The sequence below is a fragment of the Nocardioides sp. genome (assembly GCF_041913365.1).
GTDB lineage: Bacteria > Actinomycetota > Actinomycetes > Propionibacteriales > Nocardioidaceae > Nocardioides.
Genome location: NZ_JAYSFM010000005.1, coordinates 100,982 through 123,283, shown reverse-complemented (window position 1 = coordinate 123,283; position 22,302 = coordinate 100,982). Strand labels below are relative to the sequence as shown.

Genomic DNA, 22,302 nt, shown 5'->3' with positions numbered 1-22,302 from the left:
GGAGCGGCCTCCCGTGTCCGGGAGGCCGCTCCAGTGGTCAGCGTCGGAGGCCGAGGCGCTCGACGATCGACCGGTAGCGCTCGATCTCGGTCTTCTGCAGGTAGTTGAGAAGGCGGCGGCGCTGGCCGACCAGCAGCAGCAGGCCACGACGGCTGTGGTGGTCGTGCTTGTGCTGCTTGAGGTGCTCGGTGAGGTGCGAGATGCGGTGGCTGAGCAGCGCGATCTGGACCTCGGGCGAACCGGTGTCACCCTCGGTCAGGGCGTACTCGGCGATGATCTTCTTCTTGGTCTCCGCGTCGGTACCGATCGACATGGGGGCTCCTTCGGTTCTCTCGTTGCGCGGCGCGCCCGGGCCTGTTCACCGGGGCACTCTGGTTCCGCGGCCGTGTGCACGGCGTGTCGTCCGTCCGGACAACCGGGAAAGCATATCGAGGAGCCCGTCTGCGACCCAATCCGTGCGACGGGCGAGAACGGGGCTCAGACGGCCGGCGGGGGCGGCGGGTCCGACTCGGTGGTGCGCTGGGTGGTCGCCTGGCGACCCTCGGCGTCCGTCGTGGTGGCGGTGGTGGTGTGCCGACGGCTCGTGTTCTGCTGGATGAGCGTCAGCACCAGCCAGAGCGCACCGGCCAGGACGAGGATCCAGCCCAGGGCGGTCACCCGGAGCGGTCCCACCTGCTGCTCGGTGAACGCGAACGACAGGATCAGGCCCACCACGATCAGGCCGATCGGCCCTCCGAAACCCATGACTTGCTCCATTCTGTCGGGGATGCCCGGTGCTGACCGGGCGGCCCAGAGTGTGCCTGACTGCCCCCGGATGCGAAACCCCCGTCCGGGTGCCCACCGCACGCGCGCCCGTCGTGGTTGGATCGGTCCGTGATCCACGGGGCGAGAAGGATGGCGGGCCGGTTCCTGCCGGGGCGGCGCACACGGGAGCTGACCGCGGAGGTGGCGCGCGTCCGGGCGCGTCTGGACACCAGCCGGGAGCGTTCGAAGCGGCTCGCCGGGCGGCTCGAGCGGACGAAGGCGGCGCTGGCGGAGGCACGGGCCGAGGCACGCACGTCGCGCGCGGAGCTGAAGCGCGCCGAGCGCCGGCTGGCGGCGCTCGACTCCGACCTGGGCAACGTCCACGTGACGCTCAAGCACTACATGCAGCTCGACAAGGACCACACGGCCCGCCTGGCCGAGGGACGAGCCGCGCTGTTCGACTACCCCGTCACGCCGCGCCCGCGGACCTTCGGTCGACCGGGCAAGGACTTCTTCGGCGAGCTCATGGCCGCCAGCGACGCACGGGTCGCCGACCTGCTGCGCGAGATGGGGCCGACGCTCGCCCCCCTCGCAGCGCTGTCGGAGGACGAGGTCGACCCGCTGCTGCCGTTCTGGTCCAACCCGTGGCTCCCGCCCCTCGATGCCGTCACCCTCTACGGGCTCATCGCGTCGAAGCGTCCCTCCCTCTACATGGAGGTGGGCTCGGGCTTCTCCACCAAGTACGCACGCCTCGCGATCCGCGACCACGGCCTCGACACCAGGATCGTCTCGATCGACCCGCAGCCCCGGGCCGAGATCGACGAGCTGTGCGACGAGGTCGTCCGGTCCCCCTACGAGGACATCGACCTCGACCTGCTCGACCGGCTGGGGCCCGGCGACGTGTTGTTCGTCGACAACAGCCACCGGTCGTTCACCAACTCCGACGTCACCGTGTTCTTCACCGAGTCGCTGCCCTACCTGCGACCCGGCGTCATCTACGGCCTCCACGACACGTTCATCCCCCACGACTACCCGGCCGAGTGGAGCGACAGGTTCTACGCCGAGCAGTACCTCCTGATGAGCTACCTCGCGGGCGGCGCGTCCGGCGACGAGGTCCTCCTCGGCACCCACCACCTCGGCACCTCGCCCCACCTGCTCGAGCACCTGACGCCGTTCCTCCCGCCGATCGACGCGCCCCTGGTGGGCGGCGGGTTCTGGCTGACCAGGACGTGACGCGATGACGGAGAAGCGCATCGGGGTGTGCAACCTGTGCGAGGCCATCTGCGGCCTCGAGCTCACCATCGAGGGGCGCGACGTGGTCTCCGTCCGCGGAAACGCCGCCGACCCGCTGTCGCGCGGGCACATCTGCCCCAAGGGCGTGGCCATCGCCGACGTGTACGCCGACCCTGACCGGTTGCGCCGGCCGGTCCGACGCGTCGGCGAGGGAGCCGACGCGGGGTGGCAGGAGATCAGCTGGGACGAGGCCTTCGACCTCGTCGCCGACAACCTCGCGCGGGTGATCGAGGAGCACGGGGACGACGCCCTCGGCATCTACCTCGGCAACCCCAACGCCCACAGCCTCGGCTCGATGACCCACGGCACCGCGATGTTCAAGTCGTTCCGCACCAGGAACCGCTACTCCGCCACGTCCGTCGACCAGCTCCCCCACCAGCTGGTGGCCCACCTGATGTTCGGCCACCAGCTCTTCCTCCCGATCCCCGACATCGACCGCACGTCGTGGTTCCTGGTCATCGGAGCGAACCCGATGGCCTCCAACGGCTCGCTGATGACGGTGCCCGACTTCCCGCAGCGGGTGCGCGACCTCCGGGCGCGCGGTGGCCGCATGGTCGTGCTGGACCCGCGCCGCACCGAGACCGCCAAGGTCGCCGACGAGCACCACTTCGTGCGCCCGGGCACCGACGCGTGGGTGCTGCTCGCGATGCTGAACGTCCTCACGACCGAGACCACGCCGAGCGTGGCGGCGTACGTCGACGGGCTGGACACGGTCGTCGACCTGGTCGCCGGGTTCACCCCCGAGCGGGCCGAGGCGATGAGCGGCCTGCCCGCCGAGGAGGTCCGGCGGCTCGCCTACGCGCTGCTGGCTGCCGACGCGGGCGTGGTCTACAGCCGGATCGGCGTCTCTGCGGGCCCCTGGGGCACGGTGTGCCAGTGGGCGGTCAACTGCCTCAACATCCTCAGCGGCAACCTCGACCGCGTCGGCGGCGCGATGTTCACCACGCCGGCGATCGACGCCGTCGGCACCGGTCTGATCGGTCGGGGGCACTTCGACGCCTGGCGCTCGCGGGTGCGCGGCCTGCCCGAGACCGCCGGCGAGCTGCCGGTCTCCGCGCTCCGCGAGGAGATCGAGACGCCCGGAGAGGGGCAGGTCCGCGCGATGCTGACCGTCGCGGGCAACCCGGTGCTCTCCACGCCCGACGGCGCACGCCTCGACAGCGCGCTGCGCGGGCTCGACTTCATGGCGGCCGTCGACATCTACGTCAACGAGACCACCCGCCACGCCGACGTGATCCTGCCGCCGACCACGGCGCTCGAGCGCGACCACTACGACGTCGTCTTCCACCTCCTGGCCGTGCGCAACACCGCCCGGTTCACCCCGGCCGTGTTCGCCAAGGACGCCGACCAGCGCCACGACTGGCAGATCTTCCGCGAGATCACCCTGCGCACCGCCGCGCGGCTCACCCGCAAGGCACCGCTGAAGAAGCGCCTGGTCCAGCGGGCGCGGCTCACCGCCAGCCCGACCTTCCTCATCGGCCAGCTGCTCAGGCGGGGCGACAGCGGCGTCACGCTCTCCAAGCTCCGCGCCCGGCCCGCGGGCATCGACCTCGGTCCGCTGCGCGCGGGCCAGCTCCCGGCCCGGCTGCCGGCCAGGAGCAAGCGGGTCGACCTCGCGCCCACTCTCGTCGTCGAGGACGTGGCCCGCCTGGCCGCGGTGCCGGCACCGATGGGAGACGAGCTGCTGCTCATCGGGCGGCGGCACAAGCAGGACTGCAACTCGTGGATGCACAACTCGGAGCGGCTCACCCGCGGCCGGCCGCGCCACCAGCTGCTGATGAACCCCGGAGACCTCGCCTCCCGCGAGATCTCCGACGGGTCACGCGTCCGGGTGACCTCGCGGATCGGCTCGGTCGAGGTCGAGGTCGCCGCCTCGGACGACCTGATGCCCGGCGTGGTCTCCCTCCCCCACGGCTACGGCCACGACAAGGACGGCGTGCTGATGAGCCGCAGCCGTGACCTGCCGGGCGTCTCCATCAACGACCTGACCGACCCCGAGCTGCTCGACGTGTCGGGCAACGCCGCGCTCAACGGCGTACCCGTGTCGGTCAGCGCCTGCTGAGTGCCGCTCAGACGCTGACGTCGCCGAGCACGGCCAGCACGTCGTCGGGGGTCTGCGCGGCGTCGAGGGCCGCGATCTGGGCGTCGTCGGTGAACGCACCGGCCAGCGCCTGCAGCACGGTCAGGTGGTCGTCACCGGCGCCGGCGATGCCGACGACGTACTTCGCCGGGCTGCCCTTCCAGTCGATCGGCTCGTCGTAGCGGATGAACGAGATGGCGGTGTGGCGGATCAGCGCCTTCGCCTCGTTGGTGCCGTGCGGGATGGCGAGGCCGTTGCCCATGAACGTGGAGACCGAGGTCTCCCGCTCGTGCATCGCGTCGACGTAGGCCTGGTCCACCGCCCCGGACGCCACCAGCAGCTGTCCGGCCTCGGTGATGGCCGCATCGCGGTCGCGGGCCTGGCCGCCCAGCACGATCGCATCCCGACTCAGTACGTCGCTCATCTCCGCCTCATTCCTTGCGTGGTCTCTTGCGTGGTCTGGTTGCGTGAAAGCCCTGCGTGGTGTGCCGTGCGGCCATCAGACCACACGGCTGGGGTGGTGCGGCAGGACCGGCTCTCCTCGGGGATGGAGAGCCGGCCCTGTGTTTCCGGGTGCTGGCCTGCGGGGGTGCTAGGCCTTGGGATTGTTCTCGTCGACCATGGTCACGATCTCGTCGTAGCGAGGGCTGGCCATGAAGTTGTCGACCGAGACGTGGACCGCCGACGGGCTCTTCTGCCGCGCCCGGTCGGTGAGGTCCTGGTGCGTGACCACCAGGTCCACGTCGTCCTCGAGGTTGGCGATGGCCTTGTTGACCACCGTCACCTCCGGGTGACCCGCGTCCTGGATCTTCTTGCGGAGCACCGAGGCGCCCATGGCCGAGGACCCCATGCCGGCGTCGCAGGCGAAGACGATGTTCCGGATCTCCCGCGTGGCCGTGGCCGCACCGGCGACCGCGCCGCCACCGGCCAGGACCGACGAGGCGATCGAGGAACGTCCCTTCATCGACTCCATCGACGAGGTGGCGGTCGCCAGCTCGTCACCGGAGTCCTCGGACTTGTCGAGCTTGAGCAGCACCGCGGCGATCGCGAAGGTGACCGCGGCGCCGGCGATGACCGACAGGGTGACACCGACGTAGGAGCCGCTCGCCGTGTTGGCGTACACCGCGATGATCGATCCCGGGGCAGCCGGCGCACGGAGGCCGGTGTCGAAGATGACGTTGACGAAGATCTGCGTCATGCCGCCACCGATCATGGCGATGATCAGGATCGGCTTCATGAGGACGTAGGGGAAGTAGATCTCGTGGATGCCACCGAAGAAGTGGATGATCGCCGCGCCCGGGGCCGAGGCCTTGGCCATGCCCTTGCCGAAGAACATGTACGCCAGCAGCAGGCCGAGTCCGGCCGCCGGGTTGGCCTCGAGCAGGAACAGCACCGACTTGCCGGACGAGGCCGCCTCGTCGAGGCCGAGCGGGGTGAGCACGCCGTGGTTGAGGGCGTTGTTGAGGAACAGCACCTTGGCGGGCTCGATGATGACCGAGGTCAGCGGCAGCACGTTGTTGCTGACCAGGAAGTCGACGCCGTCGCCGAGCCAGCCGGCCACGCGCTCGACCAGGTTGGCCATCACGAAGAAGCCGAAGACGGCGAGGATCAGGCCCCAGATGCCGGCCGAGAAGTTGTTGACCAGCATCTCGAAGCCCGGCTTGATCTTGCCGTCCCAGATGGCGTCGATCTTCTTCATCGACCAGCCGCCGAGGGGACCCATGACCATGGCGCCCATGAACATCGGCACGCCGCCACCGGCGATGGCACCCATCGTCGCGATCGCACCGACCACGCCGCCGCGGGTCTTGTAGATGTTGTAGCCGCCCGTGTAGCCGATGAGGATGGGCAGCAGGTAGGTGATCATCGGGCCGACGATGCCGCCGCCGGCCCAGTCGCCCCAGCCTCCGATGTGGGCGACCCAGCTGTCCTCGGAGTCACCGATCCCGAGCTTCGGCAGCCATCCGACGTCGATGAAGAGTGCGGTGATGAATCCCCAGGCGATGAACGCGCCGATGTTGGGCATCACCATGTTGGACAGGAACGTGCCGAACTTCTGCACGCGGACCCGCGCGCCGGAGCTGGCCGCGGGAGTGGTGGTGGTTGTGGCCATGCCGATGTCCTCCAGAAGACGTTCGGGGGTGACCCCGATCACATGTTGCGAGGATTAAACCGCACGAACGGGCATGTTGCCAAGCATTCGGGCACGATTTCGTGCCCGACTGTGTGGCTTTACCCGAAACCGGGGGCGCCTAGCCGCCCAGCTGGCTGTCGAGGAACGCCCGCTCCGCCTCGTCGTTCCATGTGTTGCCGGGCCCCAGCTTCGCGGCGACCTCGGGCAGCGTCTCCCCCAGCTCGTCGAGACCGGTGAGGGGGAAGTCGTGGACCTGCGGGAAGACGAGGACCTTGCCGGAGTACGTCGCGTCCACCAGTGCCTGGAGGCCGTCCTTGGCCGCCCGCATGCCGCCGACGGCGCCGACGATCGACCCCGGCGAGAGGGCGCCCTGGGTGGCCAGGTCCACGACCTGCTGCTGGTCGTGGATGGTCAGCCCCGAGGTCCCGGTGTACTGCGCGTTGTCGAGGTAGACCGCGCTCAGGTTCATCGGCGCCATGGTGCCGTTGGGGACGCCGGCGAAGAAGACCAGCATGCCGTCGGACCGCATCAGGGTGTCGGCCTCGGCCATCACCCCGGCGATCGGGACGCTGACCACCACGTCGTCGGCCCCCTGGCCGTCGGTGAGCTCCAGGACGAAGTCGCGGAGGGACTGCTCGGAGGTCTGGGAGTTGAAGGTGATCAGCTCGCAGCCGTTGCTCTCCGCCAGGTGGGCCAGCCGGTCCTCGAGGGCCTTCAGGCGCTCGTCGCTCACCTCCGTGGCGACGATCTTGCGGGGGCCTCCCGGCTGCTGGATGGCCCGCTGCACGTGCATCAGCCCCATCGGCCCGCCGGCGCCCACGAAGACGGTCGTGCCCTCCGAGCGCAGGTCGCACCGGTTGCGCGCCTCCCCGTAGGAGGCGGCGATGTCGGGACCCCGGCCGCCGATGTAGGCGGTGTAGTCGTAGTGGAGCCTGCCCACGTCGGTGTCGACCAGGCCGTCCAGCTCGGTCTCGCCCACCAGGTTGAGCGTCCCGCGCCGGGCGATGTGCGTGGCCACCGCACCCACGGTCGCCGCGGACCGCGGGTCGAGCACGACGATGTCGTCGAAGCCGGCACCGTCGGTCAGCTCGTCGACCAGCGCCTGGTAGTCGTCGGCGCCGAGGCCGTCGCGCACGACCACGGTGGCCGAGGTGCCCTCCACCAGCGTCGCCACGGAGGCGGGCACGTCCGTCAGCACGATGGTGGCCGGAGCATCCAGCCCGGAGGAGAAGTCGTACTCGCGCTCGTCCCCGGGCCGGCCGACGATCCACATCGTCCCGCCGGCCTTGGGCTCGAGGCGGCGGCGCTGGGTGTAGGCGGCCATCACGCACCCCCACGGCTCCAGCGTGGAGGCCTCGGCGTACCCCATCGAGTCGGGCAGGGGCAGCAGGCAGGCGCCGTCGTCGGTCTCGAGCATCTCCGCACCCATGAGGTGGTACTGGATCAGCCCGCCGGGGATGGTGTAGCCGTAGGCCGTGCTCGTGCCGTCCTGGTAGATGTCGGGCTGCACGGCGAGCCGCTGGCCGGCGTGGTAGCGGTCCTTGAGGTTGTCCCCCACCTCGATGACGGTGAGGCTCACCTCGTGCCCGAGCCGGGTGGGGTCCGTGGACAGGTCGCGGTTGTAGAGCTTCGGGTGGCTGCCGCCCTGGCGCATGATCTTCACGTCGGAGAAGCAGAGCCCGACGCTGTCGATGCGCACCAGCATGTGGTCGGCGTCGGGCTCGGGGATCGGGACCAGCTCGGGGGCGCTGTCCTTGCCCATGTTGTCCTCGCCGGCACCGTGGAGGAGCCAGGCCCAGGCCTGGTCGGGCACGTCGAGGTCGGCGGCGCGGTAGCGGTCGTACGCAGATGTCATGGTTCCTCCGTCGTGAGGTGGGTGGGGTCTCAGTGGCCGAGGACGTCGCGCACGGCGGCGCGGGCCGCCATCGGGTCGGGCGCGCTCAGCGCGGCCTCGGCGGCGGCCTCGCACGTCTCGAAGGTGACGCGACCCAGCTGGGCGCCCACGGGACGTACGGCGCGCGCGGCCATCGACAGCGACGTGATGCCCATGCCGATGAGCGCCGTGGCGAGCAGCGGGTCGGCCGCGGCCTCGCCACAGATCCCGACGGGCTTGCCGGCCTCCTTGCCGGCGTGCGCGGTGATCGCGATCAGCTGCAGGACGGCGGGCTGCCAGGGGTCGGTGAGGTGCGCCAGGTCGGTGGCCATCCGGTCGGCCGCCATGGCGTACTGGGTGAGGTCGTTGGTGCCGATGGAGAGGAAGTCGGTCACCTCGAGCATCCGGTGCGCGAGCAGCGCGGCGCTGGGGATCTCCACCATCACGCCCGCCTTCAGCCCGCGGGCGCGCACCTTCTCGGAGAAGTCGGCCGCCTCGGCGACGGTGGCGACCATCGGCGCCATCACCCAGGTCTCGGTGCCGGTGCGCTCGGCAGCGGCGGCGACGGCGTCGAGCTGCCGGTCCATCAGGCCGGGGTTGCCGAAGCTGAGCCGGAGGCCGCGCACACCGAGGGCCGGGTTCTCCTCGCCCTCGTGGGTCGCGAAGGCGATCGGCTTGTCCGACCCGGCGTCGAGGGTGCGCACCACGACGTAGCGCCCGTCGGAGTAGGGCGCGAGCACCTCGGCGTAGATGTCGGTCTGCTCCTCCACGCTCGGCTCGTCCTTGCGGTTGAGGAAGCACAGCTCGGTGCGGAACAGCCCGACACCCTGGACGGGCTCGGTGCCGGCACTCCCCGCGGACGCGCCGTCGGCGACGTTGGCGAGCAGCTTGAGCGCCATCCCGTCGGACGTCGCCGCGGGACCGGTCCACGCGGCGAGCTCCTCGCGGAGGCGCCGGCTCTCCTCGACCCGGGCCTGCGCCTCGTCGGGGTCGGCACCCTGCTCGATGGTGCCGGTCTCGCCGTCGACGACCACGAAGGTGCCCTCGGCGAGTGCCGTGATGCCGGCCGCCCCGACCACGCAGGGGATGCCGAGCTGGCGGGCGATGATCGCGGTGTGGCTGGTCGCGCCGCCGCGCTCGGTGACCAGCGCGGTGACCAGCGCGGGGTCGAGCCCGGAGGTGTCGCTGGGCGCGAGGTCCTCGGCCACGAGGATCGAGGGCACGCTCGGCGTCGGCACGCCCGGAGCGGGCTCCCCGACCAGGTGCGCGACGACCCGGCGCTCGATGTCGCGCAGGTCGGTGACGCGCTCGGCCATCAGGCCGCCCATGTTGGTGAAGATCGTGACGAACTGCTCGACCGCACCCTGCACCGCCGCGACGGGACCCTGCCCGGCCTGGAGGTTCTTGGCGACGCCGGACCGCAGCCCCTTGTCACGGGCGAGGCCTGCGCTCGCGGTGAGGACCTCCGCGGCCGCGCCCTGGGCAGCGGCGGCCTTCTCGGAGAACGTGTCGGCGACCGCGGTGGCCGCCTCGTCGTACGCCGCCAGGGCGGCGTCGGCATCGGCGAAGTCCCCCTCGCCGTAGCGCGCGATGGCCTCGGGCGAGACCTCGCCGCGCACGTGGAGGACGGGGCCGGCGGCGACCCCCGGAACGACCGGGGTCCCGCTCAGGGTGTCGGGTGTGGTCATGGACACACCGTAGAACACGCCATGGTTGACAAGCAACACATTCGGGACTAAAACAACACATACACAGATCGCGCCGAAAGGGCCACCGGATGTACGCCGAAGAGCGCCAGCAAGCGATGGCACAGCTGATCAGTCGACGCGGTCGCCTGTCGGTGGTGCAGCTCGCCGGGGAGTTCGAGGTCACCACCGAGACCGTCCGCCGCGACCTGTCCACGCTGGACCGGATGGGGCTGGTCCGACGGGTGCACGGCGGCGCGGTGCCCGCAGGCTCGCTCACCGTCATCGAATCAGGCATCGGCGAGCGTGACCAGTCCAACACGCAGGCCAAGGAGGCCATCGCCGCCGCCGCGGTCGCGCTGCTGCCACCGCCGGACTCGGTCGTCGTGATCGACGCGGGCAGCACGACGGCGCGCTTCGCCGCCGCGCTCCCCCGCGACCACCGGCTCACCGTGATCACCCACGCCGTCCCGGTGGCGACGCGGCTGGCCGGCCTTCCCCAGATCGAGCTCCACCTGCTCCCCGGCCGGGTCCGCCCCACCACGCACGCCGCGGTCGGCGCCGACACCGTCGCGGCGCTGGCCGAGCTGCGGGCCGACGTCGCCTTCGTGGCGACCAACGGCATCACCGTCGGCCACGGGCTGACCACGCCCGACACCGACGAGGCCTCCACCAAGCGCGCGGTCATCGCCTGCGCGCGACGCACCGTGGTGCTCGCGGACTCCACCAAGCTCGGGGTGGAGACCGCCGTCCGGTTCGCGACGCTCGACAGCATCGACGTCCTCGTGACCGACAGCGGCATCGAGTCCGCCGACCGCCGAGCGCTCGAACACGCCGGAATCGAGGTGGTGATCGCATGATCCTGACCCTGACCCCCAACCCGAGCATCGACCGCACGGTCGCGCTCGACGGCGAGCTGGTGCGCGGCCAGGTCCACCGGGTCGCCTCAGTGACCTCGCAGGCCGGCGGCAAGGGCGTCAACATCTCGCGTGCCGCCGTCAGCGCCGACATCCCCAGCATCGCCGTCGTACCCGCCGAGAAGGAGGACCCGTTCGTCCTCGAGCTGCTCGGTGCGGGCATCGACTGCCGCCCGGTGCGGCCGGCGGGCGACGTGCGGGTCAACCTCACGATCACCGAGCCCGACGGCACCACCACCAAGCTCAACTCCCCCGGCGCCGACGTCCTGCCGCTGCACCTCGAGCTGATGGCCCAGGCCGTGCTCGTCCGTGCCTCTAGCGCCGACTGGACGGTGCTGGCAGGCTCCCTTCCTGTGGGTGCCCCCGCCGGGTTCTATGCAGATCTCGTACGCCGACTCCGCGAGGTCGGCGGCCACGTCGCGGTCGACACCAGCGAGGCGCCGCTCCAGGCGCTGGTCGAGGCCCTGCCCGACGCCGCACCCGACCTGATGAAGCCCAACGGCGAGGAGCTGGCCTCCTTCACCGGGGGCGACGCCGACGAGCTCGAGGCCGACCCCGAGGCCACCGCCGCTGCGGCCCGACAGCTCATCGAGCGCGGTGTGGGCGCCGTGCTCGCCACCCTCGGCGGCAACGGCGCGGTCCTCGTCACCCGCGAGGGCGCCTGGCACGCCACCCCGCCCCCCACCACCGTGATCAGCACGGTCGGGGCGGGCGACTCCAGCCTCTTCGGCTACCTGCTCGGCGACATCCGGGGGCTGCCCGCCCCCGACCGCCTGGCCCTCGCAGTCGCCTACGGCAGCGCCGCCGCAGGCCTTCCCGGCACCACCATCCCCCAGCCCTCGCACCTCCGCACGGAGCTCGTGGGCGTCACCCCCCTGGGAGGGACCGCATGACCGACCTGATCACCACCGACCTCGTGCGGCTCGGCGCCGACTGGGGTGCCGACAAGCACGACGTGATCCGCGCCCTCGCCGCGGTCGTCGACGACGCCGGCCGCGCGAGCAGCAAGGACCAGCTCGTCGAGGACGCGTTCGCCCGCGAGTCGACCTCGGCCACCGGCCTGCCGGGCGGCATCGCGATCCCCCACTGCCGCACGACCGGCGTGGAGTCGCCGACCCTCGCCTTCGCGCGGCTCGAGCCGCCGGTCGACTTCGGCGCCAAGGACGGCCCCGCCGACCTCGCGTTCCTCATCGCCGCGCCCGCCGGTGGCGACGCCGACCACCTCACCATCCTGACCAAGCTCGCCCGCGCCCTGGTGAAGCCGGCCTTCACCGACGCACTGCGCGCCGCCGAGTCGGCCGAGGAGGTCGTCGACCTGGTGACCCACGAGCTCGGCGAGCCCGCCGCCGCGGCGAGCAAGCCGGCTGCCGCAGCCGCTGCCGCCCCCGCTGCTGCCGCGGCCCCGGCATCCGCTGCTGCCCCGGCCGCCCCGGCCGCGGGTGGCGGGACGCCCTCGCTGGTCGCGGTCACCGCCTGCCCGACCGGCATCGCGCACACCTACATGGCCGCCGAGGCCCTCGAGGCCGCCGCGGAGCGCGCCGGCGTACAGCTCCAGGTCGAGACGCAGGGCTCGGCCGGCTCGACGCCGCTCGCTCCCGACGCCATCGCCGCCGCCGGCGCCGTCATCTTCGCCGTCGACGTGGGCGTGCGCGACCGCGCCCGGTTCGCCGGCAAGCCGATGGTGAGCTCGGGCGTGAAGCGGCCGATCGACGACGCCGACGCGATGATCGCCGAGGCGCTGCGATACGCCGCCGACCCGACGGCCGCCCCTCGCGTGGAGGGCGAGGCCAGCGCAGCGGGTGCGGGCCACGCCGCCGACGAGTCGTGGGGCGGCCGGATCCGCCGGGTGCTGATGACCGGCGTCTCGTACATGATCCCGTTCGTCGCGGCGGGCGGTCTGCTGATCGCGCTCGGCTTCCTGTTCGGCGGCTACGAGATCGTCAACGACGGCCAGTCCATCGCCGTGGACAACACCCTGTTCAACCTGCCCGACGTCGACGAGCTCGGCCTCGACCACGCCCTGGCCGGCAGCTCGTTCTTCGCCTACCTCGGCGCCCTGCTGTTCACCCTCGGGGCGGCGGCGTTCGGGTTCCTCGTCCCGGCCCTGGCCGGCTACATCGCCTACGCCATCGCCGACCGCCCCGGCATCGCCCCGGGCTTCGTGATGGGCGCGATCGCCGGCACGATCAACTCGGGCTTCCTCGGCGGCATCGTCGGCGGTGTGCTCGCCGGCATCGCGGCCCACTGGATCGCTTCCTGGAAGGTGCCGACCTGGGCCCGCGGCCTGATGCCGGTCCTCGTCATCCCGCTGCTCGCGACGTTGCTGTCCGGCTTCGTGATGCTGGTCGTGCTCGGCAAGCCGCTGGCGAGCCTGATGTCGAACCTGGCCGACGGCCTCAACAGCCTCCAGGGCGGCTCGGCCGTGGTGCTCGGCGTGATCCTCGGCCTGATGATGGCCTTCGACATGGGCGGCCCGCTCAACAAGACGGCGTACGCCTTCGCGACCGCCGGCCTCGGCGCCGCCGCCACCGCGACCGACGCGCCGGAGCTCCGGGTGATGGCCGCGGTCATGCTCGCCGGCATGGTGCCGCCGCTGGCCCTGGCGCTCGCCACCGTCGTCCGTCCGGGACTCTTCACGGTCCCCGAGCGCGAGAACGGCAAGGCGGCCTGGCTGATGGGCGCCTCGTTCATCACCGAGGGCGCCATCCCGTTCGCCGCGGCCGACCCGCTGCGCGTGATCCCCTCGATCATGGCCGGCAGCGCCGTGACCGGCGCCCTCTCGATGGGCCTCGACGTGGGGCTCCGCGCCCCGCACGGCGGCATCTTCGTGCTCTTCGCGGTCGACAACAAGCTGTGGTTCCTCGTCGCCCTCGTGGCCGGCGTCCTGGTCAGCGCGGCTCTCGTGATCGTCCTGAAGAGCGTCGGCCGACGCGACACCGACCTCGCTACTGTCTGAGCACGCCCGTCCCCCACCCGTCCGCACGACCACCCGCAGACCCAGAGGAGAACCATGCCCAGCAAGTCCGTCGTCGTCGGCTCCGCCGTCGGCCTCCACGCCCGTCCCGCCGCGATCATCGCCGAGAAGGCCGCCGAGCTCGGCTCCGACGTCACCATCAACGGTGTCGACGCGAGCTCGTCGCTGATGATCATGACCCTGGGCGCCGGCAACGGCGACACCGTGGAGGTCGCCGGAGACGACCAGGCCGCGGTCGACACGATCGCCGCGCTGGTCGAGCAGGACCTCGACGCCTGACCGGTCCCTTCATGCCGATGGGCGGTGGTCCACCCACATTTCGCGCGCCGCGAATGCAGGTGGACCACCGCCCATCGGTGTGTCCGGTCTGACCGGCCTCAGGACGTGCTGCGCAACGACCGGTAGACGGCCCGCACGCTGACCGCCCGCTCGAGCTCGCGCAGGATCGAGCTGAAGAACTGGGTGCGGTAGACCTCGTCGGTGACGGCGTACACGGTGAAGTAGAGGCCGCTGAAGGCCGCCAGGAACGTCGAGACCTGGATCAGCTGCCAGTTGGCCCGGTCGGCGAAGGGCAGCGCGGTGACCGGCTCCCCCGTCCAGCCCTCGACCACGCCGGGGTCCATCACCAGCAGGCCGAACACCACGAAGAAGACGAAGACGCTGAGGCTGAGCAGCACCACCTGGACCAGCTGGGTGATCAGCAGCATCAGCAGCAGGTTGGCCTTCTGGAGACCGGCCAGGTGGGTCTCCTCGGTGACGGTGACCGGCCCGACGCTGCCCTCGAGCGGGGTCCCGGCGCAGCGGCGCGCGATCACCTCGGGGTCGACCTCCTCGTCGAAGACGGCCAGCTCCTCGGGCAGGCGGGCCAGCAGGAAGCCGATGGTGATGAAGAGGAACAACGCCACGGTCAGCCACATCACGCGGCCGTCCAGCCTCGCGGACACCTCCCACACCTCGGCGTTGATGAAGAGGAACGTCACGAAGAGCAGCAGCAGGGGCAGGGCGCGGGTCACGAGCGGGAACAGCAGTCCCAGGCTGGAGAACGTGCGGTGGGCGGCCCACGTCGCGATCACCCACGCGCGGAGCGTGAAGAGGCCGTAGAGCACCATGCTCAGCAGCCCGACGTTGATGCCCGGCACGACGCCGTCGTCCCACTCCAGGTGCGGGGTGAGCGCGAAGGCCACCACCACGAGGGCGGCGAGCACGACGGCGACGAGCGCCACCCGCAGCAGGCGGGCGCGGGACAGCCCTCGGTGGACCTCGGCCCGGATGTCGTCGACGAAGTAGGGCAGGCCGTGCGAGACGAACCAGTGCTCGACGGCCGTGAGGTCGGGCCGCTCCGGCTCACCCACCCAGGACCTCGCGCGCCCGGCGTACGTCGTCGCGCATGGTCTCGATGAGCGCCTCGATCCCCTCGAACTTCACCATCCCGCGCAGCCGGTCGACGAAGGCGACCTCGACCTCGACGCCGTAGAGCTCGAGGTCGTCGCGGTCCAGGACGTAGGACTCGACGCGACGGTCGCGCTCGCCGTCGAACGTCGGGTTGGTGCCCACCGAGATCGCGGCGGGGAAGCGCTCGCCGGTGTCGAGCCGCGTCAGCCAGCCGGCGTACACCCCGTCGGCGGGAGCCGCGTCGACCGGCGGGATCGGCACGTTGGCGGTCGGGTAGCCGAGCTCGCGGCCGCGCTTGTCGCCCTCGACGACCGTGCCGCGGACGGTGAAGGGGCGGCCCAGCGCCTCGGCGGCGCCGGCGACGTCGCCAGTGGCCAGGCACTGGCGGACGTAGGTCGAGCTCCACACCTGCGGGCCGCCGTCGAGCGGCACGCCGACGGTCTCGAAGTCGCGGGTCGTGCCCGCCTCGACGAGGGTGGCGACCTCGCCGGCGGCCTTGGCGCCGAAGCGGAAGTTCGAGCCGACCACGACCGCACCCGCGTGGAGGGTGCCGACGAGGATCCGGTCGATGAACTCCTCCGGCGCCCAGGACGCGATCTCGCGGTTGAAGCCCACCACCAGGATCGCGTCGACACCCGCAGCCTCGAGGAGCCGGGCCCGGGTCGTGATCGAGGTCAGGGTGGGCGGCGCGTGCTCGGGGCGCAGCACCGCCATCGGGTGCGGGTCGAAGGTGACCGCGACGACGGTGTCGATGCCGAGCCGGCGCGCGGTGTCGCGGGCCTCGCGCAGCACGTGGGCGTGCCCGAGGTGGACGCCGTCGAAGTTGCCGATGCTGACGACGGTGCGGCCGAGGTCGGCCGGCACGTCGTCGACGTCTCGCCAGATCTGCACGGCGGCAGCCTACTGGCGGGGCACGCGGCACCCGCCGACCGGGCGCTCAGTCGTGCGGGACGAAGACCGCGACGGCCTTCGCCTGCTCGCCGCGCTGCTCGTAGAGCGCGAGGAACGTGCCGTCGGGGGCGAACACCGCGTGCGGGCCCTCGCCCGGCAGGGCGACGGCGAGGGCGCGGCCGAAGCGCACGTGGGCCGCCTGCTCCTCGTCGAGGTCGACCGAGGCGAACGACGCCCGGGCGGCGTCGGCGATCGGCAGCACCGCGAAGTCGTCGCCCAGCTCCTCCAGGGTCCGCGCGACGGAGAGGTCGAAGGATCCGACGGCCGTGCGCCGCAGCTCGGTGAGGTGGCCGCCGACGCCGAGCGCGGCCCCGAGGTCGCGCGCGATCGCCCGGATGTAGGTGCCTGACGAGCAGCGCACGGCGACCCGCACGTCGGGGAGGTCGACCTGGTGGACCTCGAGCTCGTGGATCGTCACGGGCCGGGCCTTCAGCTCGACCTGCTCCCCCGCCCGCACCCGCGCGTAGGCGCGCTGGCCGTCGACCTTGATCGCGGAGACCGCGGTCGGCACCTGCTCGATGTCGCCGACGAACCGCGCCAGCTCCCGGCGTACGTCGTCCTTCGTCACGCCGTCGACCGCGGCGGTCGAGACGACCTCACCCTCGGCGTCGTCGGTGGTCGTGGCGACCCCGAGCCGGATGGTGGCGTCGTAGGCCTTCTCGGTCAGCATCAGGTGACCGAGGAGCCGGGTGGCACGGTCGACGCCCAGGACCAGCACGCCGGTGGCCATCGGGTCGAGCGTGCCGGCGTGGCCGACCTTGCGGGTGCCGGCGAGCCGGCGGACCCGGGCCACGACGTCGTGCGAGGTCATGCCCGGGGCCTTGTCGACGACGACCAGACCGGGGTCGACCATCAGAGGCGGTCGTCCTCGTCGAGCTCGTCGTCGAGGTCGTCCTCGGCCACGCGGGGCTTCTTGTAGGGGTCGGCCTCCCCTGCGTACGACGAACCGCGCTGCGCGGCGACGGCCTCGTCCTGCTCCTTGGCCCGTGCCAGCACCTCGTCGAGCGCACGGGCGCTCTCGGGGAGGGCGTCGGGGATGAAGGTCAGCGACGGCACGATGCGCATGCCGAGCTGCTTGGCGACCTCGGAGCGGATCACGCCCTTGGCCGACTCCAGCGCCGCCGCCGTGCTGGCCAGCTCGTCCTCGGCACCGAGCACGGTGTAGAAGATCGAGGCCTGCTGCGAGTCGCCGGTGACGCGGACGTCGGTGATGGTGACGAAGCCCAGCCGCGGGTCCTTGATGCGTCGCTCGAGCATCTCGGCGACGACCACCTGGATGCGGTCGGCGATCTTGCGGACGCGGGGGTTGCTCATGGCTCCAGTCTCTCCTACTCGTGACCGGGCACTTCGTGCCCGTCACAGACGGTGACCGGGCGCTTCGTACCCGTCAGGAGGAACGAAGCGCCCGGTCGATGACGCGGACGGGCACGAAGTGCCCGCTCGGTGATCAGCTGCGGGGGATCTCGCGCATCTCGAAGGACTCGACGATGTCGCCGATCTTGATGTCCTGGAAGTTGCGGAGCACCAGACCGCACTCGAAGCCCTCGCGGACCTCGGAGGCGTCGTCCTTCTCGCGGCGGAGCGAGGCCAGGTCCAGGTTGTCCTGGACGACCGCGCCGTCGCGGATGACGCGCACCTTGGCGTTGCGGCGGATGACACCCGAGGTGACCATGCAGCCGGCGATGTTGCCCGCCCTGGACGAGCGGAAGATCTCGCGGATCTCCGCCTGACCGAGGGTGGCCTCCTCGTACTCCGGCTTGAGCATGCCCTTGAGCGCGGCCTCGATCTCCTCGATGGCCTGGTAGATCACCGTGTAGTAGCGGATCTCCACGCCCTCGCGGTCGGCCATCTCGGTCGCCTTGCCCTGCGGGCGGACGTTGAAGCCGATGATGATCGCGTCGGAGGCAGCGGCCAGGTCGACGTTGGTCTCGGTGATCGCACCGACACCGCGGTCGATCACGCGCAGCGAGACCTCGTCGCCGACGTCGATCTGCGACAGGGCGTCCTCGAGCGCCTCGACCGAGCCGGACACGTCGCCCTTGAGGATGAGGTTGAGCTCCTGGCTCTCGCCCTTCTCCATGGAGGCCATGAAGTCCTCGAGGCTGCGGCGGACACGACGCTTGGCCTGCATGGCCGCACGCTCGCGCGCCTCACGCTTCTCCGCGATCTGGCGGGCCATCCGGTCGTCCTCGACCACGATGAAGTTCTGCCCCGCACCCGGCACCGCCGAGAGACCCAGCACCATCGCCGGACGCGACGGGTCGGCCTCGGTGATCTCGTTGCCGTGCTCGTCGAGCATCGCGCGGACGCGGCCGTGGGCCGGACCGGCGACGATGGAGTCACCCACGCGCAGCGTGCCGCGCTGGACCAGCACGGTCGCCACCGGACCGCGACCGCGGTCGAGGTGCGCCTCGACCACGAGGCCCTGGGCGTCCTGGTCGGGGTTGGCGCGCAGGTCGAGCGACGCGTCGGCGGTGAGGACGACGGCCTCGAGCAGCTTGTCGAGGTTGAGACCCGCCTTGGCGGAGACGTCGACGAACATCGCGTCGCCGCCGTACTCCTCGGGGATCAGGCCGTACTCGGTGAGCTGGCCGCGGACCTTGGTCGCGTCGGCCTCCGGCTTGTCGATCTTGTTGACCGCGACCACGATCGGCACGTCGGCCGCCTTGGCGTGGTTGAGCGCCTCGACCGTCTGCGGCATGACGCCGTCGTCGGCCGCGACGACCAGGATCGCGATGTCGGTGGCCTGGGCACCACGGGCACGCATGGCGGTGAACGCCTCGTGACCGGGGGTGTCGATCAGGGTGATGCGACGGTCGTCGCCGTCGACCTCGGTGTGGACCTGGTAGGCACCGATGTGTTGGGTGATGCCACCGGCCTCCTTGTCGACGACGTTGGCGTTGCGCAGCGCGTCGAGGAGCTTGGTCTTTCCGTGGTCGACGTGACCCATGACGGTCACGACCGGCGGACGGACCACCAGGTCGGACTCGTCGCCCTCGTCGGCACCGAACTCGAGGTCGAACGTCTCGAGGAGCTCACGGTCCTCGTCCTCGGGGGAGACGATCTGGACGACGTAGTTGAGCTCCTCGGCGAGCAGCTCGAACGTCTCGTCACCGACGGACTGCGTGGAGGTGACCATCTCGCCGAGCGAGAAGAGCATCTGCACGAGCGCAGCGGCGTCGACGTTGATCTTCTCGGCGAAGTCGGTCAGCGAGGCGCCACGCGGGAGACGCACGGTCTCGCCGTTGCCCTTGCGGACGCGCACGCCACCGATCGTCGGGGCCTCCATGGCCTCGAACTCCTGGCGACGGGCGCGCTTGGACTTGCGACCACGACGCGACGGGCCGCCCGGGCGACCGAAGGCACCCTGGGTCTGGCCACGCTGGCCGGGACGACCGCCACCGGGGCGACCGCCACCGGAGGGGCCGAAGCCGCCGGGCGCACCACCGGGACGACCCGGGGCACCGGCGCCGGCGCCGGGACGACCCGGAGCGCCACCGCGACCGGGGGCACCCGGACGGCCGGGGCCGCCACCGGGGCCACCGCGCGCGGGACGGCCACCGGGACCGTTGCCGAAGGCGGCGGGCGACTTCGGCATCATCGCCGGGTTGGGGCGCGGCATGCCGGGGCGGGCGTCGCCGCCGGCCGGCGGGCGCGGCGGACGGGTGTCGTCGCCCGGGGTGCGCGGGGCCGGGCGCGAGCCCATGCCCTGGCTGGGCGCGAACGGGTTGTTGCCGGGACGCGGTGCACCGGGGCGGCCTACCGGACGCGGCGCGGGGGCCGAGGACCGGGCGGCCGGGGCGGCCGGCGGCTCGGGCTCCGCGGCCGGAGCCTCGGGCTCGGCGGCGGGCGCCTTGGGACCGGGCTTCGGGCCGGGCTTGGCGGCCGGGGCGGCCTCCTCGACGGGCGCGGCGGCCGGGGCCTCCGCAGGGGCCTCGGCGGGCGTCTCGACAGGGGCCTCGGCGGCGGGCGCCTGCTTCGGGCCGGGCTTGGGCGCGGCCTTCTTGGCAGCCGGCTTGGCCGGGGCCTCGGTCGCGGTGTCGGCGGGGGCGGCGGCCGCAGCGGCCTTCAGCTCATCGCCGTACTGCTTCTTGAAGCGCATCTCGACGGGCGGCTCGACAGTCGACGACGCCGACTTGACGAACTCCCCCATCTCCTTGAGCTTCTCGAGAACGAACTTGCTCTCGACTCCGAACTCCTTGGCGAGTTCGTGGACTCGGGTCTTTGCCACGGTTGTTTTTCGCTCCTTCTGGTCCGTGACCCCAGAAGGACAGGGGAAACGGAACAGCTAGTGGGTGTGCAAACTCATCGCGAGTTACTCATCGAGTGCTCATGAGCTGCGTGCTCCAGTTTCTGGTCGGTGCTGCTGTGATTCGGACTGGTGCGCGGCGAGGTGTTCCTCCACCGGCGCGCCGCTGAGATTCTCTCCCGAGCGGAGGGCCCGGTGAAACGCTCGGCGTCGCACGGCGAGCTGCCAACACTCCTGCGTGGGGTGGACGTGCGCCCCGCGGCCGGGTGCCCGGCGGTCCGGATCGGGCACCAGGGCCGGTCGGCCCTCAGCGTCCGAGCCTGCGACCACACGCAGCAGCTCGCTCGCAGCGGCCCTGGTCCGGCAACCCACACAGGTCCGGACAGGTCCGGGCGCAGGGGTGTCAGACGTGGTGGCCACTGACCTCCACTCTACCGGTTCGGGCCAGTGGTTTACGAACCGGGCGCCCCGCCGGGTCCCTCAGTCCTCGCTCAGTCCTCGCGGGGAGCCTCGTCGGACCGGATGTCGATCCGCCAGCCGGTGAGGCGCGCGGCGAGGCGGGCGTTCTGGCCCTCCTTGCCGATGGCGAGGGAGAGCTGGAAGTCGGGTACGACGACGCGGCAGGAGCGCGCGGCGAGGTCGACGATCTCCACCGAGGTCACGCGGGCCGGGGAGAGCGCGTGGGCGACCAGCTCGGCCGGGTCCTCGGCCCAGTCGACGATGTCGATCTTCTCGCCGTGCAGCTCGCTCATCACGTTGCGCACGCGCTGGCCCATCGGGCCGATGCAGGCGCCCTTGGCGTTGACGCCCGGGACGGTGGAGTGGACCGCGATCTTGGTGCGGTGGCCGGCCTCGCGCGCGATGCCCGCGATCTCCACGGTGCCGTCGGCGATCTCGGGCACCTCGAGGGCGAAGAGCTTCTTGACCAGCGTGGGGTGCGAGCGCGAGAGCGTGATCTGCGGACCGCGCATGCCCTTGCGGACCGAGGTCACCAGGCACTTGATGCGCTCGCCGTGGACGTACTTCTCGCCCGGCACCCGCTCGCTGACGGGCAGGATCGCCTCGAGCTTGCCGAGGTCGACCATCACGTCGTCGGGGTTGCGGCCCTGCTGGATGACGCCGGAGATGATGTCGCCCTCCTTGCCGGAGAACTCGCCGAACTTGATCTCGTCCTCGGCGTCGCGCAGCCGCTGCAGCATCACCTGCTTGGCGGTGGTGGCGGCGATGCGGCCGAAGCCCTCGGGGGTGTCGTCGTACTCCGGACCGGCGACGCCGTCCTCGACCTCGCGTGCCCACACGGTCACGTGCCCGGTCTTGCGGTCGAGCTCGACCCGGGCGGGGTGGTGCGACTCCGTCGCACGCTGGTAGGCCGTCAGCAGGGCCTGCTCGATGGCCTCGGCCAGCACCTCGAAGGAGATCTCCTTCTCGCGCTCCAGCATCCGCAGGATGCTCAGATCGATGTCCATCAGTCGTCCTTCTTCTTCTCGCTCTTGCGGTTGAACTCGATCTGCACGAGTGCCTTCGCCACGTCGGCGTAGGCGACCTCGCGCTTCGTGCCGGACACGTCGAGCGTGACCGACTCCTCGGACGTGTCGAGGATGCGACCGGTGAGGGCCGAGCCGTCGGCCAGCGTCGCCTTGACCAGGCGGTCCTCGTTGCGGCGCCAGTGGCGCGGCAGGGTCAGCGGCCGGTCGACGCCGCGGGAGGTGACCTCGAGCGTGTAGGGCATCTCGCCCATCACGTCGGACTCGTCGAGCACCCGGGAGACCTCGCGGGTCGCGTCGGCGACGTCGTCGAGGGTGACGCCGCCGTCCTTGTCGACCGCGACGCGCAGCACGCGGCGCTTGCCGGCCGGGGTGATCTCGACGGCCTCGACGTCGAGGCCCATCACGCTCAAGGGGTCGATCAGCTCCGCTTCGATGCGGTCCCGGGTGGCGTCCTGGTGGGAGCTCATAAGGCTGCGACCTCCTTGTGCTGTTGTCGAAGGAACACCCTAGCGGCCGACCGAGC

Annotated in this window: 20 protein-coding genes; 6 read left to right on the top strand and 14 right to left on the bottom strand. The window is 71.6% G+C overall.

Features of this window, described 5'->3' with window-relative positions:
• Positions 1-37 precede the first annotated feature (37 nt).
• Both rpsO and ACE3QY_RS13430 read right to left on the bottom strand, forming a co-directional pair.
• On the bottom strand, positions 38-313 hold the full coding sequence (gene rpsO / locus ACE3QY_RS13435; protein ID WP_186340976.1) for a 30S ribosomal protein S15: 276 nt from the start codon (positions 311-313) through the stop codon (positions 38-40).
• Positions 314-477: 164 nt separating this feature from the next.
• A complete protein-coding gene (locus tag ACE3QY_RS13430) occupies positions 478-744 on the bottom strand; it encodes a DUF6458 family protein (protein WP_374456526.1) in 267 nt (88 codons plus the stop codon).
• Between the two features lie 150 nt (positions 745-894).
• Between ACE3QY_RS13430 and ACE3QY_RS13425 the strand changes: the two genes are divergently transcribed.
• Entirely contained in the window at positions 895-1,977 is a 1,083-nt protein-coding gene (locus ACE3QY_RS13425; protein WP_374456525.1) for a class I SAM-dependent methyltransferase, read from the top strand.
• A 4-nt stretch (positions 1,978-1,981) separates the two neighbouring features.
• Entirely contained in the window at positions 1,982-4,099 is a 2,118-nt protein-coding gene (locus tag ACE3QY_RS13420; RefSeq protein ID WP_374456524.1) for a molybdopterin-dependent oxidoreductase, read from the top strand.
• Between the two features lie 7 nt (positions 4,100-4,106).
• On the opposite strand, the gene ACE3QY_RS13415 is transcribed toward ACE3QY_RS13420, so the two are convergent.
• The 4 genes from ACE3QY_RS13415 to ptsP form a co-directional block, all read right to left on the bottom strand.
• Complete coding sequence (locus ACE3QY_RS13415) at positions 4,107-4,541, bottom strand: PTS sugar transporter subunit IIA (protein WP_374456523.1); 435 nt, start codon at positions 4,539-4,541, stop codon at positions 4,107-4,109.
• A 168-nt stretch (positions 4,542-4,709) separates the two neighbouring features.
• Entirely contained in the window at positions 4,710-6,230 is a 1,521-nt protein-coding gene (locus tag ACE3QY_RS13410; protein WP_374456522.1) for a PTS mannitol transporter subunit IICB, read from the bottom strand.
• 139 nt (positions 6,231-6,369) lie between these two features.
• Complete coding sequence (locus ACE3QY_RS13405) at positions 6,370-8,106, bottom strand: zinc-binding dehydrogenase (RefSeq protein ID WP_374456521.1); 1,737 nt, start codon at positions 8,104-8,106, stop codon at positions 6,370-6,372.
• A 29-nt stretch (positions 8,107-8,135) separates the two neighbouring features.
• On the bottom strand, positions 8,136-9,812 hold the full coding sequence (gene ptsP / locus ACE3QY_RS13400; RefSeq protein ID WP_374456520.1) for a phosphoenolpyruvate--protein phosphotransferase: 1,677 nt from the start codon (positions 9,810-9,812) through the stop codon (positions 8,136-8,138).
• A gap of 116 nt (positions 9,813-9,928) precedes the next feature.
• Here ptsP and ACE3QY_RS13395 point away from each other — a divergent pair, with 116 nt between their 5' ends.
• Genes ACE3QY_RS13395 through ACE3QY_RS13380 form a run of 4 tightly spaced genes read left to right on the top strand, consistent with a single transcriptional unit; the run spans position 9,929 to position 13,979 of the window.
• Positions 9,929-10,669 (top strand): DeoR/GlpR family DNA-binding transcription regulator, encoded by a 741-nt coding sequence (locus tag ACE3QY_RS13395; RefSeq protein WP_374456519.1) that lies wholly within the window; start codon positions 9,929-9,931, stop codon positions 10,667-10,669.
• Positions 10,666-11,619: a 1-phosphofructokinase family hexose kinase gene (locus tag ACE3QY_RS13390; protein ID WP_374456518.1), complete on the top strand. Its 954-nt coding sequence runs from the start codon at positions 10,666-10,668 to the stop codon at positions 11,617-11,619. Before ACE3QY_RS13395 ends, ACE3QY_RS13390 begins: the two co-directional genes overlap by 4 nt.
• A complete protein-coding gene (locus tag ACE3QY_RS13385; protein WP_374456517.1) occupies positions 11,616-13,682 on the top strand; it encodes a fructose-specific PTS transporter subunit EIIC in 2,067 nt (688 codons plus the stop codon). The genes ACE3QY_RS13390 and ACE3QY_RS13385 overlap by 4 nt, the downstream gene beginning before the upstream one ends.
• Before the next feature lie 54 nt (positions 13,683-13,736).
• The gene (locus ACE3QY_RS13380; protein ID WP_135840713.1) at positions 13,737-13,979 is read left to right on the top strand and encodes an HPr family phosphocarrier protein; all 243 of its coding nucleotides are present in this window, start codon (positions 13,737-13,739) and stop codon (positions 13,977-13,979) included.
• Between the two features lie 98 nt (positions 13,980-14,077).
• Here ACE3QY_RS13380 and ACE3QY_RS13375 read toward each other — a convergent pair whose 3' ends face one another.
• The 8 genes from ACE3QY_RS13375 to rimP form a co-directional block, all read right to left on the bottom strand.
• Positions 14,078-15,052 carry a hypothetical protein gene (locus ACE3QY_RS13375; protein WP_374456516.1) on the bottom strand — a complete coding sequence of 325 codons (975 nt, stop codon included), beginning with the start codon at positions 15,050-15,052 and terminating at the stop codon, positions 14,078-14,080.
• Positions 15,045-15,983, bottom strand: coding sequence for a bifunctional riboflavin kinase/FAD synthetase (locus tag ACE3QY_RS13370; protein WP_374456515.1), 939 nt, complete (start codon positions 15,981-15,983; stop codon positions 15,045-15,047). Before ACE3QY_RS13370 ends, ACE3QY_RS13375 begins: the two co-directional genes overlap by 8 nt.
• Positions 15,984-16,029: 46 nt before the next feature.
• A complete protein-coding gene (truB, locus tag ACE3QY_RS13365) occupies positions 16,030-16,896 on the bottom strand; it encodes a tRNA pseudouridine(55) synthase TruB (RefSeq protein ID WP_374456514.1) in 867 nt (288 codons plus the stop codon).
• On the bottom strand, positions 16,896-17,357 hold the full coding sequence (rbfA, locus tag ACE3QY_RS13360) for a 30S ribosome-binding factor RbfA (protein ID WP_374456513.1): 462 nt from the start codon (positions 17,355-17,357) through the stop codon (positions 16,896-16,898). Before rbfA ends, truB begins: the two co-directional genes overlap by 1 nt.
• A gap of 133 nt (positions 17,358-17,490) precedes the next feature.
• Positions 17,491-20,274: a translation initiation factor IF-2 gene (gene infB / locus ACE3QY_RS13355; protein ID WP_374456512.1), complete on the bottom strand. Its 2,784-nt coding sequence runs from the start codon at positions 20,272-20,274 to the stop codon at positions 17,491-17,493.
• A 99-nt stretch (positions 20,275-20,373) separates the two neighbouring features.
• The gene (locus tag ACE3QY_RS13350; protein ID WP_374456790.1) at positions 20,374-20,664 is read right to left on the bottom strand and encodes a YlxR family protein; all 291 of its coding nucleotides are present in this window, start codon (positions 20,662-20,664) and stop codon (positions 20,374-20,376) included.
• A 119-nt stretch (positions 20,665-20,783) separates the two neighbouring features.
• Positions 20,784-21,758 carry a transcription termination factor NusA gene (nusA, locus tag ACE3QY_RS13345; RefSeq protein WP_374456511.1) on the bottom strand — a complete coding sequence of 325 codons (975 nt, stop codon included), beginning with the start codon at positions 21,756-21,758 and terminating at the stop codon, positions 20,784-20,786.
• On the bottom strand, positions 21,758-22,246 hold the full coding sequence (rimP, locus tag ACE3QY_RS13340) for a ribosome maturation factor RimP (protein WP_374456510.1): 489 nt from the start codon (positions 22,244-22,246) through the stop codon (positions 21,758-21,760). Before rimP ends, nusA begins: the two co-directional genes overlap by 1 nt.
• Between the last annotated feature and the right edge of the window lie 56 nt (positions 22,247-22,302).

Coding starts and splice junctions, on each gene's coding strand:
- rpsO (WP_186340976.1), bottom strand. CDS start 313: ATGTCGATCGGTACCGACGCGGAGACCAAGAAGAAGATCATCGCCGAG.
- ACE3QY_RS13395 (WP_374456519.1), top strand. CDS start 9,929: ATGGCACAGCTGATCAGTCGACGCGGTCGCCTGTCGGTGGTGCAGCTC.
- rbfA (WP_374456513.1), bottom strand. CDS start 17,357: ATGAGCAACCCCCGCGTCCGCAAGATCGCCGACCGCATCCAGGTGGTC.
- rimP (WP_374456510.1), bottom strand. CDS start 22,246: ATGAGCTCCCACCAGGACGCCACCCGGGACCGCATCGAAGCGGAGCTG.
- ptsP (WP_374456520.1), bottom strand. CDS start 9,812: ATGACCACACCCGACACCCTGAGCGGGACCCCGGTCGTTCCGGGGGTC.
- ACE3QY_RS13390 (WP_374456518.1), top strand. CDS start 10,666: ATGATCCTGACCCTGACCCCCAACCCGAGCATCGACCGCACGGTCGCG.
- nusA (WP_374456511.1), bottom strand. CDS start 21,758: ATGGACATCGATCTGAGCATCCTGCGGATGCTGGAGCGCGAGAAGGAG.
- truB (WP_374456514.1), bottom strand. CDS start 16,896: ATGGTCGACCCCGGTCTGGTCGTCGTCGACAAGGCCCCGGGCATGACC.
- ACE3QY_RS13420 (WP_374456524.1), top strand. CDS start 1,982: ATGACGGAGAAGCGCATCGGGGTGTGCAACCTGTGCGAGGCCATCTGC.
- ACE3QY_RS13385 (WP_374456517.1), top strand. CDS start 11,616: ATGACCGACCTGATCACCACCGACCTCGTGCGGCTCGGCGCCGACTGG.
- ACE3QY_RS13410 (WP_374456522.1), bottom strand. CDS start 6,230: ATGGCCACAACCACCACCACTCCCGCGGCCAGCTCCGGCGCGCGGGTC.
- ACE3QY_RS13425 (WP_374456525.1), top strand. CDS start 895: ATGGCGGGCCGGTTCCTGCCGGGGCGGCGCACACGGGAGCTGACCGCG.
- ACE3QY_RS13405 (WP_374456521.1), bottom strand. CDS start 8,106: ATGACATCTGCGTACGACCGCTACCGCGCCGCCGACCTCGACGTGCCC.
- ACE3QY_RS13380 (WP_135840713.1), top strand. CDS start 13,737: ATGCCCAGCAAGTCCGTCGTCGTCGGCTCCGCCGTCGGCCTCCACGCC.
- ACE3QY_RS13415 (WP_374456523.1), bottom strand. CDS start 4,541: ATGAGCGACGTACTGAGTCGGGATGCGATCGTGCTGGGCGGCCAGGCC.
- ACE3QY_RS13430 (WP_374456526.1), bottom strand. CDS start 744: ATGGGTTTCGGAGGGCCGATCGGCCTGATCGTGGTGGGCCTGATCCTG.